The 15,256-nt window shown below is 40.4% G+C and carries 10 protein-coding genes; all 10 read right to left on the bottom strand.

Annotated elements, in window-relative coordinates; genetic code table 11:
* Position 1: 1 nt before the first annotated feature.
* Positions 2–1,651 carry a GMC family oxidoreductase gene (locus RMZ95_RS16000; RefSeq protein ID WP_322683745.1) on the bottom strand — a complete coding sequence of 550 codons (1,650 nt, stop codon included), beginning with the start codon at positions 1,649–1,651 and terminating at the stop codon, positions 2–4.
* A gap of 170 nt (positions 1,652–1,821) precedes the next feature.
* Entirely contained in the window at positions 1,822–2,949 is a 1,128-nt protein-coding gene (locus tag RMZ95_RS15995; protein ID WP_322683744.1) for a glycosyltransferase family 4 protein, read from the bottom strand.
* 32 nt (positions 2,950–2,981) lie between these two features.
* Positions 2,982–4,451: an O-antigen ligase domain-containing protein gene (locus RMZ95_RS15990; RefSeq protein ID WP_322683743.1), complete on the bottom strand. Its 1,470-nt coding sequence runs from the start codon at positions 4,449–4,451 to the stop codon at positions 2,982–2,984.
* 121 nt (positions 4,452–4,572) lie between these two features.
* Positions 4,573–5,502 (bottom strand): glycosyltransferase family 2 protein, encoded by a 930-nt coding sequence (locus RMZ95_RS15985; RefSeq protein ID WP_322683742.1) that lies wholly within the window; start codon positions 5,500–5,502, stop codon positions 4,573–4,575.
* A complete protein-coding gene (locus RMZ95_RS15980) occupies positions 5,420–6,622 on the bottom strand; it encodes a glycosyltransferase family 4 protein (protein ID WP_322683741.1) in 1,203 nt (400 codons plus the stop codon). The genes RMZ95_RS15985 and RMZ95_RS15980 overlap by 83 nt, the downstream gene beginning before the upstream one ends.
* A 187-nt stretch (positions 6,623–6,809) precedes the next feature.
* The gene (locus tag RMZ95_RS15975) at positions 6,810–7,802 is read right to left on the bottom strand and encodes a glycosyltransferase family 2 protein (protein ID WP_322673814.1); all 993 of its coding nucleotides are present in this window, start codon (positions 7,800–7,802) and stop codon (positions 6,810–6,812) included.
* Between the two features lie 37 nt (positions 7,803–7,839).
* Positions 7,840–9,027 carry a glycosyltransferase family 4 protein gene (locus tag RMZ95_RS15970; protein ID WP_322683740.1) on the bottom strand — a complete coding sequence of 396 codons (1,188 nt, stop codon included), beginning with the start codon at positions 9,025–9,027 and terminating at the stop codon, positions 7,840–7,842.
* Between the two features lie 187 nt (positions 9,028–9,214).
* Positions 9,215–11,065, bottom strand: coding sequence for a heterocyst formation ABC transporter subunit HepA (gene hepA, locus RMZ95_RS15965; protein ID WP_322683739.1), 1,851 nt, complete (start codon positions 11,063–11,065; stop codon positions 9,215–9,217).
* A gap of 198 nt (positions 11,066–11,263) precedes the next feature.
* Positions 11,264–11,983 carry a heterocyst development glycosyltransferase HepC gene (gene hepC, locus RMZ95_RS15960; RefSeq protein WP_322683738.1) on the bottom strand — a complete coding sequence of 240 codons (720 nt, stop codon included), beginning with the start codon at positions 11,981–11,983 and terminating at the stop codon, positions 11,264–11,266.
* A gap of 992 nt (positions 11,984–12,975) precedes the next feature.
* On the bottom strand, positions 12,976–15,204 hold the full coding sequence (locus RMZ95_RS15955) for a polysaccharide biosynthesis tyrosine autokinase (protein WP_322673810.1): 2,229 nt from the start codon (positions 15,202–15,204) through the stop codon (positions 12,976–12,978).
* Between the last annotated feature and the right edge of the window lie 52 nt (positions 15,205–15,256).

The raw sequence follows: 15,256 nt of genomic DNA, 5'->3' as shown, positions 1-15,256 counted from the left end.
CTTAGTGAGACAATTCAGCTTTCAGATGGTCTGCCAATCGAATTGCCAAGGCGATAATGGTCAGCGTCGGATTAGCATAGCCTCCTGTAGGGAAAACAGAGCTACCTGCCATAAATAAATTAGAGATGCCGTGAACTTGACAATTTGCATCGACTACTCCTTGTTTTGGGTCGTGATGCATACGCGTTGTTCCCATATTATGATGGGTACTAAGAGAAGCAACTGGACGATCTCCATCTAATTCAATCTGCAACTCACCCAGTCCGGTGCTAGCAAACTCTTGTGCAAATACTAACTGCGATCGCTTCACACTGCAAATATCTATTTCGCTCCAATAATTAATTAATTTTGCTTGCGGACAACCCAGTTTATCTAGTTGATTACTGAGTGTTACCCGATTATTTGGATTTGGGGTTTGTTCAGTTTGGCTGAGAACTTCAAATTTTGTATATTTCTGTTCATTACCTTCACGCTCAGACCATCCTCCATGACTCAAATCAGGGAATAAATATTCTTTTTTGAAATTATATTTATACCAATCACTTACTAAATCATCAATATTCGTTATGACATTTTGCAAATGCTGAAAAATATTTTTAGGTAACTGTCTTTGTCGAACTGAAGAGAACAAAATTTTTGCAGAAGCCTTTGCCGCCGATCTATACCTTTCATCTCTGGGATATAACAACGCGGTCATATTTAGTAATTTCTCGCGGCGCATCACTTGTTCTGTCAGCGCAAATTTTCCCATGACTGTGACATTATTCACGCGGCGTAAATCATACAAAGCCATCGAATTAAAGATTTTGCGATTTTGGGGAACAAGCATACCACAACGGATAAAAGGATGATCCATGAAGAATCTACCCACTAAATCATGTTGATTGCCTAATCCATTCTTTTGAATTTTGTTTGATAGTAATAACAAACGCGCGTTTTCAATCCCACCTGCGGCTAAAATAAATACTTTTGCAACAACCCAAAATTTATTACCAGATAAACAAGCAACTTGCACGCGTTTCACTGTTTGAGTTGTTTCGTCTGCCTCAATTTCTACCACATTGGCGTTGAGGAATGTAGTTATATTAGGAGATTGATTGATTTGATGGCGATATTCATTGGTGAAAATATCGCGCGGGCCAAACTGAAACATACTGGTAGTAACTCGGTCGCTTGTGAAATGTATCCGAGGAGATTGAGCATTTTCCCAAGCTTCAGCTTCATAAGCAAAAGAACCGAGTTTACAGACTGCTTGCGCGCGCTGATAAAATGGATTGAGGTGAGATTTACTAAAAGGCCAGCCACTGTATGGAACCCAATCTCGTTGTTCAAAATCTATTGCGTCTAACGGCACGTGCCTCAGACCAAGTTGATTTTTATTAATTTCAATATTCCAGACATTAGCCATTCCACCAAATTGACGATGACGCATATCTTGTAAGGGTGGAAAAGGATCTCCAACCGTTTCACCTTCACCAAGAGATGCAGTTTCTTGATTAAATTCCAAATCACCACTTTCTAGTAAGCATACTCGAAAGTCTTGCCCAATTAATTCTCGTGCGAGTGTAATTCCTGCTGGGCCAGCACCAACTATACAAACTTCCGTATTGATAATTTCATCTATTGGTAATTTGCGACTATCAATCAACATTTATTTAATTCCTTTTGCATAAATCTTTTTTATATTGCGACTAAAGTGCTTACTAAGCTAATCAGCATTCAAGTTGTATAATCAGGGCGGGCAAGATGCCCACCCCACAAGATGTTGAGAAAATTCTCATCTACAAATTAGATGTGTTTTAGCTTACAAACCTATCAAAATTATTGTGATAAAGGGCTAGGCATTACAGAACGAATTGCATTAATAAAATTTTGGGCATAATTCTGCGTTGAGAAATCGAGGGCGCGTTGTCTAGCAGCGACTCCCGCACTTTGGGCAAATTCTTGCTCGTCAAGATAGCGGAGAATTGCGATCGCTAATTTATCTGCATCGCCGTAAGGTGTTAATAGTCCATTCATCCCATCAGTAATAATCTCTGTCGGCCCGCCTGCACTGCCAGCAATTACAGGTTTACCCAGTGCCATCGCCTCAATAATCACAATTCCAAAGGGTTCTTTATCCGATGCATGAACAAATACATCCATTGCCTGCACCCATTCCGGGATATTACGCTGTAGTCCAGCCATAATTACTTGGTCTTTCAAGCCCAAAGCGGCGATTTCGGCTTTTAAGAAGTCCTCATAATCTGGTTCTAAATCGTGCTTACCGCCAACCACCACACAATGGGCATCGGGATACTTCTGCAAAATTTTGGGCATTGCTTGCACCAATACGTGCATTCCCTTCCATCGTTGCAATCGTCCCACAATTCCAATCAAAGGCCCGTGTAAAGGTAAGCCTAATTTTCGCCGTGCTTCTTCTGGAGTTGGTAAAGCATTAGGCTCAAATCGGTCTAATGCGACACCAGGATAAACTAAAGGCGTTGGTCTGTGCGGCCAAATCTCTGCCTGTGCTTGCTTGCCATCTTGCGAAAGAGTGATAATTGCACGGGCTGGGATTAAAGTAGCGATTCGTACCAACCAAGTTTTATCGCTAGGTACTTCTAGTTGATACCACACAGCAGGCAAGCCCGCCAACATTGCCGCCAAACCTCCCGATATATGCACGATCCACATCCAATTGACAATTATATCTGCACGTTCGCGGCGGGCGATCGCAGCAATCCGCAAAACAGCGCCAATAAAACGGTGGATTTGGCGTAAACGTCCACTTTCTACAACTCGCGCATCAATACCAAGAGACTTTACTTGTTCCACCATCGGGCCGTTTTCTAAAAATATCACCAGCCACTCAACACCAGCATTACGTCCCTGTTGCACCAAATCCCAAAGCATCATTTCACCACCGCCTCGTTGCTCGGCCAGTGGCATAACAATAATTACTTTCATAATCTATAAAAGTCCTATTTAAGTGATAAGATTTATGAGATTCTCGATTTTTTAGAGAAGTTAGAAATATTGGAGAACATCTGAGGATTGCTATAGTACTTATGTCCTGCCATAGCCATAGCTAAAAATCCCCAAAGAATCATCCCTGACACGCTCAACATCCCGCTACCGATAACTAACTGTGAAGCAGAACTGATCCCAATGGCGCGGGCAGCACTGACAAAACTATCAAAACGACCTTCACCATAGCTGCTAACAGTAATAATCAAAAAGATTAATCCACCCATATAAAATATGCCTCCAAACCAACCAAGGGTGAAAAACATATCTAAAATGCCACTATCAATTACTACTACTTCAATTTGACCAGTTTTTTCGTTGACCTTCCAAATATTTCCTAAGCCGTTACCTAGACCATTAGAAAGGGCTAAACCAAGATTTCTGTCGTAAGTTCCCGATCTATCTTTAAAGCTGCCATCTTCTTGAATATTAGAAAAAGTTTCAAAACGTGCTGCTACTACTCCAGCAATTGGTTCGATAGTTGTCAATGGCACAACACAAATAGCCATGACCACAATTATGGTAATTAAGCGCATTTGAATTTTGGCTTTGACTGAACCCATAATCATAATTATTCCAAATAACCAGCCTCCCCAATTAGTACGTGCTTGTGTTAATAGAAAAGATAAGTAACCAACAGCTGAAGCCGGAAAAATTAAGCTTCCTGAACCGGTGAATAATAACAGTAACCCAGCCTGCATAACAGAACCAAAGGGGCCGACTGAGTGTAATGTACTCCAGACGCGCATCCCGAAAGGTACAGGATTTCCAGAACTCATGAATAATTTTGATTGGATGAGCCAGTACCTATCCCACTCAGGAGCTACTACAAATTGATATACGCCATAAGTTCCTAAAATCAACACAGACCAGAGAAATGTTCGTTGAATGTTCTGGCGATAGCTGGGATAATCTCGCCAGTTGATAAATAAGTGAAAAGCGAAAATAACCGGACTGAGCCAATCCATCAATCCGCGTGCTACAGGGATAGGTGGGTTGTAAATTAGACCGATGAGAAAGCCATAGAAAACTCCGATAAAAGCCAAAACAAACGGCAAACCCCCTTGGCGAGAAGCGCGGGGAAAGTGTCGCAAAAATGTTGCTATAGTTATAAACACCACTAAGTAGGGTGCTATCAGCATTTGACGGCTAGCATCCCAACCCACTCGATAATCAACTAAGCGAGTCGCTAAGGGTGTGAGAAACCAAATCCACCAGGTAAAGCCAATGTAGAGAATGGGATGCCGCAAGTATAAAAATAAGGCTACTACTAAAGCTGTCGCCGGGTAAATCAGGCGCAATCCGGCAGTAACACCACCAAAATAGCAAACTACAGTTAGTAATATAAAGCCTGCGATCGCCATCCAACCCTGTAGCGATCGCTCTTCGGGAGAATAGTTTTCTTGTAAAAAACTATTGAAAAGTATCTGCTTAGAATTCATTCAATTTTAGATTTTGGATTTTAGATTTACGCATAAGTAAACCCAATGGCTTCAAAAGAATTCAAAATGAAATAATCAATCTACAATGACGAATGACAAATGACAAATGACAAATTACGAATTACGAATTACGAATTACGAATTGTTTATATCCCTGCCAACGTCCACGCCAAGATGCTAATAACTTTTTCCCTGCCAACTGCCCTTGGGTAGGTAAAAATCTCAGCCATTGTACTAAGCCCAAACTATCGCACGTACCCACAAATACTGCCCAGAACAAAAATGCAATCCGGCGGAAAAATGACAAATGCTCTAGTAAAACTAAGGTTTCATTATGGACTAAATTAATAAAGGCAATTTCATTAAAATTATTTCGCTGATCTTCATCAAAACGTTGTGCCGGAAAATGATCTACAGCAACGCGAGGATCGTAAATGATCTTCCAACCAGCCCGTTTTAATGCCAGGGTGAATGCCATTTCAAAGTGTACCTGCGCTCCAGTACCGCGCATCCGCTCGTCAAAGCGCAGTTGTCCGATAGCTTGGGTACGAAAACTCATGTTCACGCCCTTGAGAATATCGACTTCGCGGGGTTCTCCCACTCCCAGGTGATGGTTGCCAATGACTCGCCCAAACCACTGCAACTGTCCCACTACTGGGCGGGACTCATCTTCTAATTTGCTGCCGTGGTATATCCAATCACGCCCTCCCAGTCCGCCGAGGCGACGATCGCAGGTAAAGTAAGCCGCAATCCGCTCTAACCAATCCGGGTGAGGTGCGGCATCATCATCAGTAATGGAAACAATATCGCCCTCCACTGCTGCCAATCCGGCGTTGAGAGCTGCTACTACCCCCGGTTGTGTCACTTTCACGGGATGCAGTGGCAAGTTGTGCGCTGTGTATTGAGCCAGAAATTGCCAAGTTTCTGCATCCGTATCGCGGACAACCACTATCACCTGATCGACTGGTTTAGTTTGCTCCTGTAGCGCCAAAAGGCAGCGTGAGAGGTCTTGTGGACGGCGATAAGTCGGTATCAGAACGGTGTTCCGCATTCTTGCTTAACTCCTCGAATAAATCCACATAAGTTTGTGCCATAGTAGTCCAGCTGTGTTGTTCTGCCACAGAACGAGCAGCTTGACTCATTTGCTGCATGAGCATATCTACACTTACCAAGGACATCATCGCCACAGCTAAAGCTTCGATATCATTTGAGTCGGTTAAAACGATGCCACATTCTGGTGTCACCAACTCTGCACCCCCGGTAGCTGTGGCAGTAATTACTGGTAGTCCTGAAGAAAGTGCTTCTAACAATACGAGGCTACAAGCTTCATATCGGGAAGGAAAAATAAATAAATCTACTGACCGCATAATTTCGGGGATATCGCGGCGAAATCCGACAAAATGCACGCGTCCACTTAACCCCAAAGAAGCCGCTAGTTGTGGGAAGGGACTACCTTCGATATGACCTACCACCGCCAGATGTAAATCGGGAACTTTCACCAAGGCGTGTAAGACTGTATCTAAATTCTTTCTGGGTGTGCGGATGTCTCCAGCGAACAGGGCTAGGGTGACATTCTCCGGTAAACCTAATTTTTGGCGATTGCTTGGGCCAGGGGTAAACTCTTCTAGGTCTACACCATTGACAATTACTTTAATTCGAGAACGCGGTACACCAATGTTGACTAATTCTTGGGCTACCTTTTCAGATACAGCCACCACAACCTGCGCTTTTTGGAAAGCTTGTTTTTCCCAACGGGCATTAAAAGCCGTAAATAGCCATTGGTAAAAACCATATAAATCGCGGCGGTTGCGAGAAATATGAACAGGCGATCGCAACCATGAACTGTGGACAAAATGTACAGCATTCACATCAGCCGCGGCCAGATTAATTGCTCCATTGACTTTAACTAAATCAATGTCAGAGCGATGTTTACGTAACCAATCTGCACTTTTTTGGGCAAAGATGAAATTACGCACAAATTCTGTAGGATAGCCTTTGACTGGAATTTTAACCCAATTAACTTGGCTATTTTCTTCTAGTTCTGGTGCGACTTCACTAGCTAATAATATCAAGTGATGACCGCGACAAATTGCTTCCTTAGCAACCTCATAGTTTACCCGTCCTTGACCATCACCTTTTTTTATTTTATGAGTAACAATACAAAGTTTCATACACTATTTCCTTAAGGATAAAATCCTTGAATTACCCCTCCCCAACCCTCCCCGTATGTATTGGGGAGGGGACAAGATTTCAAGTTTCCCCCCTTTATAAGGGGGGATTAAGGGGGGTGGGGTCTATTCGACTTATGCAAGAGGTCTTTTTAACAAATAAATTCCTCAACTCAGAGATATTGAGATATTATTTCGATACCCCGATTAACTTACTTGTTAAAAATCGCGGCGTAAAACTAAGACTAAGTGCTGCCATAGTTCGCACATTAAATTTTTGTTGATTCAGCGCTTGCCAAAAATAAGGACGTGCTGCGGCTATCTGTTCGCTTCGTAGCAAACCAATTCCCAAAGTAGTATTAGCTTCTAACCATTTCTGCTGAAAATGAGTTCTAAATTCCTGTAACCGAGGGTCTTCCATAAATACTTGATAGCAAAACATTTCGCTTTTAGCTTTACGAATTTTTGCTTGTACATCTCGACTACCACTGAGCATAGTATCAGTTTGCTCATGGGCGCGATATCGCGTCAATTTTTCAGGACAATAGTAAGCACCATAACCAGATATACAAAATAGATAGGTTAAATATAAATCCCACATTCCACCAACTTCTGAAGGAATATTATACCAATCCACCAAATTATTGCGAATTACACAAGATGCAGCAGTAGGTATACTTTTATCTACCAATCCAATTTTGAAAAAAGGTTTATAAATTCCTTTTGCTAGTTTATCTCGCTTGTAAGCGCGTGTGTTTTCTTCAGTACCAGTATGATTAATTATACCATTAGCATCTATAATGTATTGGTCAGAAAAAGCGAGAATCAAATCAGAATTGGCTTCTAGTGGTGGTACAAGCTTTGCTAAAAAGTCTTCATGCCAAATATCATCGTCATGTAGACTAGCAACATATTTACCTTGCGCCATTTTAAAGCCATACTGCTGATTAGCTAACATTCCCATATTTTGCGGATGCTGCCAAAATTTGATACGTGAATCACCAAAAGATGCGACAATTGCTTGGGGATTTTCGGAACTACAATTATCAGAAATAATAATTTCAATATTTTGATAAGTTTGTTTTATTGCACTTGCGATCGCTTGCTTGAGATAGTCTGGTCGATTATAGGTGGGGATAACAACGCTGACTAAAGGTTGTTGACATTCTTGATGTAATGACATATTTTTCTCCCTTGATATTTTCTAAGTAAAAGATGCACTATTTGATATTTTTAACAAATTCAGCTTCTTGAACTGAAGAGATACTATATAGTTTGTTCGCTTGGGAAGGAAATTCAGCTATTGTTTTTGCATAAATTGTTTGGAGATTATTTACATGAGCAGCCATTGTAAATTCCTTCATCAATAAAGTATGACCTTGCTCACCCATGTATCGGCTTTTTTGATAATCTCTATACAATTCATTAATAGCATCAGCCAGTTTTTGGATATTATTGCTTGGAACAAGAATACCCGTTTCTCCATCTTGTAAATGTTCTGGAATCCCTCCGACTGCACTACCAATTACAGGACGACAACGAGAGTATGCTTCTAGAGTTACAAGACCAGCAGGTTCAGGCCAAACACTAGGAAAGATGACTGCAAAACACTGTTGATAAAGTTTATCTAATTTATCTGAATCGCACCAACCATGCCAAGTGATTCGTTGATTCAATCCGAGTGTGCTTGCTAACTTTTCTAACCGTGGTCGTTCCCAACCTTCACCTGCAATATCAAGTTGAATTTTTGGATCTGTATGTATTAAGGTTTTGAGTAACCATTCCAGACCTTTATCAGAAACAATTCGTCCAGCAAACAAAATTCGATGATTTTGATGTACTTCCAAGCTTAGGGGTGAACTTGCTGTTTCTGGTATAGAGATTCCACAATGTAGCGTTATAACTTGTTCGGGAGATACACCGTTTTTAATTAACTCTTGGCGCACATATTCGCTATTCGCAATGAAAGTAATTTTTAGCCTTTTCAAGACATCTAAAAACTGATGAGTAGTTTGAAGTTCTCTAAGAGTTCTTAAAGGTCTACGGCTACCACATTTATCTGCTAATTTACCCCAGGTACATCCTAAATAAGAGAAGTTGCGATCGCAGATTGTCCGTTGTTCTGCTAAATACTTTGTGCCGCTAGGGCAGTAAAATGAGTGATTATGAACGCTGAAGATAGCAGGACATTCGCCTGTAAGCTGTAATAGCAAATCTGCACTGTGGATGTGTAGCAGTTTGAACTGACTTTGATCGATATTTTTAAGCGATTTTAACACGCGATCGCTAACATCAGGTGGCCGATGTTCAAACAGAGAAGCTAAATAAGTTTCAACACCTCCACTCCCACCGACACCGAAACTTGAACATTGATAAATTAGGTCTTTGTCAAAGATTTCCTGGGACATATTTTCTATGATTTTTAAGTATATAGGATGAACTTTAATAACTTATCTATAGGAATAATAAGTGTTTAAAATCTTATTATTTGACTATTAGTTTGGCAAAATTATTGATACATATTAGTGATTTACGGCTGTAAAGATATACAGCCGATGAATATGTTGTAATGACTTTGGTAATTAGATGTTGTTTCTAATCTGGCTGCCTTAGTTCATACTGCATTTGATGATATTTCCAAAGCTTACCTTTTAGTTCCAATAGTTCTTGATACTTACCTTGCTCTACTATCCGTCCCTGTTCTAAAACTACAACTTTATCTGCTTTAGAAATAGTAGAAAGACGGTGAGCGATCGCAATTACTGTTTTACCCACAGATAGCTTTTCTAATGAATCTTGAATTAAGCGCTCAGATAGCGAATCTAAAGCGCTAGTTGCTTCATCCAAAATTAAAATTTCTGGGTTCCGTAGTAAAGCTCGTGCAATCGCAATTCTCTGTCTTTGTCCTCCAGATAACCTAACACCCCGATCTCCTAATTGGGTATCAAAACCTTCAGGCATTTCCAAAATAAATTCTAATGCATTTGCTAGTTTAGCTGCCTCTTGAATTTCCTCATTTGTCGCCTCTGGAGTCCCGTAAGCAATATTTTGCCAAACATTAGTATTGAAGATAAAAGTATCTTGACTGACAACAGCTATTTTGCGACGGAGAGAGTTAATTTCAAACTGCCGTATATCCATTTCATCAATGTAAATATACCCATCTGTAGCATTATAAAAGCGGGGAATTAAATCAGCAAGAGTTGTTTTACCAGCACCAGATGCTCCGACTAACGCCGTCATCTTTCCCTTTTCAATCGTCAGGGTAATATTATGCAGCACTAAATTTTCATCATCATAGCCAAAATCCACAGATACTAAATCTATTGACCTCTTTAATCCCTTAAACTTAACTTTGCCATTTTGAAAGTAATATTTTTCATCACTTGTCAACAGATTTTTAATATTGTCTGCTGAACCATGTAAAGTGCTAAGATATGCTCTTGTGCCATTAATATCTTGAACAAATGGGATAAAGCGAAAGAGTACAAAGAAAAAGGTTAGCAAAGAAGCAACTTGTAGCGTTCCATTAGTGACAAGACTAGTGAATGCCAAAATAATCATTCCGATCAATACTGTAGTAGCTACTCCTTCGGCAATTGGCTTCACAAGTGTCCAGGTAAATACAACCTTTGTTGTACTACTTATTACCTTATCGCTAGCTTTATAGTAACGCTGACGCTCAAATTCTTGAGTACCACAGGAATGAACAGTGCGAATGCCATTAATAAATTCTATGGCTGTTGATGTAAAATTAGCATTAGCAGTTGTCATGCCAAAACTCGATTCTCTGACTCTAGCATTCAGATTTGACAACCCCACACCTAAAAGTGTAAATAGCAATGCTGATATTACCGTCAATTGCCATGATATTAAAAACATTGATATTAAGTAAACAAAGGTTGTGAGTCCTCTAGTTACTAAAAAAGCTCCGCCACTAAAACCTTGTCTGATCCTTTCAATCTCTGTAGTAATTGTGTTAATTAGTTCGCCAGAACGAGTTTTACTAAAGTAACTTAGCGATAATGATTGTAACTGTTCAAAAATTTGCTTGCGTAAGCGATCGGCAAGATGTAGTTGAGATAATTCAGTATAAACTTGAGAAAAATAATTGAAGGTGGCACGTAACCAAGTACTCAATAAAATCAGCAAAGATACGCGATACAAACGATTAATTGCTGATGTCTTGGCTCCCAAAATCCAAAGATCGAACCATTCTATTCCTGTTTGGACAGGTTGAGCGTTGGGACTAGTTAAACTTTGCAAAAAGGAAAGTAAGAAACCAATACTTACACCTTCAAAGGTTGCCGCCAAAATTGAGAATATCAGAGCTAAAATTGCAATTTTGCGAAAGTGTTTAAATTCTCGCAATATCAAATAGTTGTCCTGCCAAAAGCTGCTAGCTTTGAGCAGATTACTGAGTGGTTGAGGAAGCTGTAAATTCATGAATTTTCTCATAATAGTTTGGCAAGGTAGATAGACATCTATAAATCAATACAGAGTTCAGAATGAGTAACAAAACCCTGATGTAGAGATGCAATTTATCGCGTTTGGAAAACTAATTATCTAGAATTGGATGCTACATAAATAATTTTTTTTAGCCTCAGTGCGATAAATGAAATCATCAATTACCGCACTGATAAATTACAGAGTTTGGCTATCCAGATGTAACAGATGAGACTGTGCCTCTACTTCCCAGGAAGTTGTAATTTCTGGTAATTTATTTAGCTGTACTGCATCTTCCAAAGTCCAACAACGAGATCCGGTTAAACTCATGTCACCCCGTAGCACGTTAAATAACTGTGGCAGATTGTCGAGATTGTATTTACCCATCCAACGCGCTAGCGGTGTGGTATTGTGGGTGCAAAAGCTCATCGCTTGAAAGAATTTACCTCGTTCCCCAACATGCCATTCATAACAAAAAATTGACCCTGGTGAGTAAACCTGCATTAATATAATCAATCCCAACATGACTGGACTTACTAATAGCAGCAATACGAAAGCAGCAATCCAATCAATTATTCGCTGCAATTGTCTCAAAGGTTGGTTAGGAAGTTTTTTGTCAGCGGGTATGCTTAGGAATATTGGTTTTTGAGCTGCTTCACATGCATCTGCCCAAAATTTGAGCAAAGTCTCACCCAATTTTGGATCTATGGTGACCAAACTTACTGGAGAATGTTGTAAGCATTCTACTAGCGATCGCTTATTATCTAATGAAGCCAGGTATGGTTGTTTCACTCCTCCAAGCGGCTTCACCAACAGCTTACCCCGCCGCCACAGGAGTGTGCAGTACCCACGATTATCCTGGTGTGACTGGGTTACATCATATAAATTCTCTAAAGTTGGAATTATTGAAGTTGTCATAATGTCTTTGGGTTTATACAAAAGTGAATTACTGAGGCGTTATCAAAGGCTATCAATGCCAAAGACTCAAATCCGAATCTTGTTGTAAGTCCAAAAAGTTGGAGAGAATTGACGGCAAAAATATGCTATAGTATTTGCCATTCAGCCAAGCACATATTGCGTAGAATTCTGCTGGTGTAGAGATTTACAAATTAGACAGATACTAATTACATAGGTAGCAATCCTAAATGAAATTGTGAAAATTTTTGTTATGGTCGTCCTTGGTCATTTGTCCTACCCTGCGGGAAGCCGCTGGCGCGTCTACATAATTGCAAATAAGAAAGGACAAAGGACAAATGACTAATGACTAATGACTAATGACTAATGACAGCCAACTCCAAAAATATTTCACAAATGATTTAGGACTGCTACTATTAACATTCATGGGCAAATCTTGATTTTCCGGAAACTACTGACAGTAGAGAAGTGTAGAGGGAAATTACCCATGAATCTATATCTACGTTTAATTACGCTGAGGTGTTCATTGTCTCGATAGATTTAAAAACCAGTCTGCTCTTGTCTTCTAGCCTTTATGAAGGTGCTTTAATCTCTAGAATATAAGACTCTGTAGAAATAGCGATCGCTCAAATAACTTCTTTATTTATTCTTTAAAGAGTCAGTGATTTCTCTGAAAATTCATAAAGATAGCATAAATATACTGAATTCTTCCCGATAGCGACAAAATTCAATTTGGTTCATCAAAACGTAGAGGCAATTCACGAATCATTGCTATCAATTTAAGGTAAAAGCCAGTCTAAAACCAGCTTTTAGCAGATTGTCTCGTTCCCAGTCTCAGACTGGGAATACTCATCCTTGAGGCTCCGCCTCTTTTACCCGCGGCAGCACCCCGATGAACAGCATTTCTAACCAGAGGCTAAAAACGAGAAAAAATCCAAAACGCAAAATCCCCGACTTCTCTAAGAAGTCGGGGATTTATCATCTAGCCGTACTAGTTACTTTTCTACAGCTTGACGCAGAGCCAATTGCTGTTGTTTGATATTGGGTACGTAATTACTACTATTTGATACCCCGTTAGCTACAACCCCAATCAGATTTAACTTACTCAGCATAGCTGTCGCTTGATTAAGCTGACTTCGCGTCACAATACCAATGCTTGCCACCATAATCACGCTACGACAAGATGATGCGGTAAGCATGGCATCCACCAAACCGAGAACTGGGGGAGCATCTATCAGAACCAAATCATAGTTTTCCTCAAATGCTGTCATTAATTGGATCATCCGCGGGGAACTCAACAGATTAGCTGGGTCGTTAGGTTTGGGGCCAGCAGTCAAAATATCGATGTAGGCGGAACCTGAATATTGAAGACTAATTTGGTTGGGTAGAGTTGTATCACTCGCCAATAAAGTTGAAAGTCCCTGCTCATTAGGAAGATTCAGTTGATGGTGCAAACTGGGGTCGCGTAAGTTGGCATCAATCAGCAGTACCCTTTTGTGTAAACGAGCAGCACTCATTGCCAAACCCAACGCCAAAGCTGATTTACCCTCATCGGCTAAAGCCGAGGTAATCATCAAAGATTTTAAATTAGTAACAGTATTTAAAAGTTCAATGTTTTTGTAAATCAGATCCAGCGATTCCCAACGCGGTGGAGATTGCAATACCTGAATCGTCCAGGGGGCGAGAACTTCTGGCTTGCCAAAAGGCAACTTAATCATTGATTCTCTGGGTTTGGCTGGCGGTAACTTGGGAGTTGTTCCCAACAACGGCATGGCCATTTGCTTCTCTAATTCAGCAGTGGTGTGAACTGCATCATCAGCCGATTCGCGAAGAAAGGCAGCAATGCCTCCTAACATTAAGCCAACCACAGCACCTAACAGCAAATTCTGTTGGAGATTGGGGCCTAATTGCGCGCCTTTTTGGGGATCTTCCACCACTTCCCAATTAAACCCACCCTTGGAAAGTTCTTGTCGCAATTGTTGTTCTGCTCTTAAAAGCTGCTCTAACCTTTCACGGCTAAATTGCAGCTGCGGTAGCATCCGATTGTAATAAGCCAACAGAGGCGGGAAGCGTTTTATTTCCAAACGTAGCTCGTTTTCTTTCTGAGCCAAAGTTTGGTCGCGAGCAGTTAAAGCAACTATAGTTGTCTGCGTTTCTACTAACTGGCCAGCAAGGCTGAGATCGATTTGGCCCAGCTGTCCTTTTTCGAGAAGAGAGTCTCCATTCGTGAATGCACCAGCAGATTTTCCGCCTAAAGTTCTTCCTACCTCTTGTTGCAATAATTCCTTCTGGCCCTGAAGCTGTTCTTTGAGCTTTTGCACGCTCGGAGTTTGATCTGTAAAGCGTAAGCGTTCTTGTGCTAGTGCCAATTCGCTTTTTTGGATTTCGTTTAGTAAGCCTTGATAGCGAGTAGACTGACTCAAACGAGAAGCAACTAGAGCATTTTGGGGAGAACGATTAAGTTGTTCTTCTAAAGATTTTTGGCGTGCTAAAGCTTCTCCATACTGAGCGCGAGTTGTCTGTCTTTCTTGGGAAAGATTATTCAAAGCTGTTTCAATTGCTTTGGCCTGTGACTCTGGATCGATTAAGTTCTGATTTCTACGAAATCTTTGTAAATTTGTCTCAGATGCGTTTACTTCTTCACTAGCTTTACTTAACTGTTCCCTGATGATTTGTAGACCTTTTTGTAAACGCGAAGTCTGTTGTTGTTTGTTATATTCCAGATAAACTTGTCGAATTGCATCCAAAACTTTTTGGGTTTTTTCAGGATCTCCAGCAGTATATTCAACTTGAAATATTTTAGTAGCGACATTATCTTCTTTGCTCCTGATTTGAGTTAAGACCAAAGAAGCTTTAATTTCAGCTGAAGTTATATCTGGATAATTAGACTGAAGTTTATCAACTGCTTTTTGGATGAGTCCCGAACCTTGCATCAAGTTAAGCTGAGTGGCAGTATCTATGACTACGTTAGAGTCAGTAAACTGATTGTCTACCCCCGCGCCACCTTCCGTTTTACCTTGATAGTTAGGTTCTACTAGCAATTGCATAGAACTTTTATAAGTAGGCTTTGTTTTTACAGTTACTATGCTGGCAATAGCAATAGAACTAATTAATACTGCTAAGAACCAAGGAAATCGCCGCACAAATACGGCAAACATCTGCCCGTAACTTGGTTCATTTTCAGAAGCTGGAGCTAGATGAGGATTTAGACTAGTTTGAACCACTTTTATATCCTTGTCTTCAAGACTTACGCTAAGAGATTCTCCGAAAAATACC

This window comes from Nostoc sp. DedQUE07 (genome assembly GCF_034530975.2).
Classification (GTDB): domain Bacteria; phylum Cyanobacteriota; class Cyanobacteriia; order Cyanobacteriales; family Nostocaceae; genus Nostoc.
Note: the sequence above shows the minus strand (reverse complement) of the source record. Positions and strands in the feature narration are given on the sequence as shown.

Excerpts from the sequence above, each read along its gene's own strand:
- RMZ95_RS15975 (WP_322673814.1), bottom strand. The coding sequence starts at position 7,802 with ATGTCATTACATCAAGAATGTCAACAACCTTTAGTCAGCGTTGTTATC.
- hepC (WP_322683738.1), bottom strand. The coding sequence starts at position 11,983 with ATGACAACTTCAATAATTCCAACTTTAGAGAATTTATATGATGTAACC.
- RMZ95_RS15980 (WP_322683741.1), bottom strand. The coding sequence starts at position 6,622 with ATGAAACTTTGTATTGTTACTCATAAAATAAAAAAAGGTGATGGTCAA.
- RMZ95_RS15985 (WP_322683742.1), bottom strand. The coding sequence starts at position 5,502 with ATGCGGAACACCGTTCTGATACCGACTTATCGCCGTCCACAAGACCTC.
- RMZ95_RS15990 (WP_322683743.1), bottom strand. The coding sequence starts at position 4,451 with ATGAATTCTAAGCAGATACTTTTCAATAGTTTTTTACAAGAAAACTAT.
- hepA (WP_322683739.1), bottom strand. The coding sequence starts at position 11,065 with ATGAATTTACAGCTTCCTCAACCACTCAGTAATCTGCTCAAAGCTAGC.
- RMZ95_RS15970 (WP_322683740.1), bottom strand. The coding sequence starts at position 9,027 with ATGTCCCAGGAAATCTTTGACAAAGACCTAATTTATCAATGTTCAAGT.
- RMZ95_RS16000 (WP_322683745.1), bottom strand. The coding sequence starts at position 1,651 with ATGTTGATTGATAGTCGCAAATTACCAATAGATGAAATTATCAATACG.
- RMZ95_RS15995 (WP_322683744.1), bottom strand. The coding sequence starts at position 2,949 with ATGAAAGTAATTATTGTTATGCCACTGGCCGAGCAACGAGGCGGTGGT.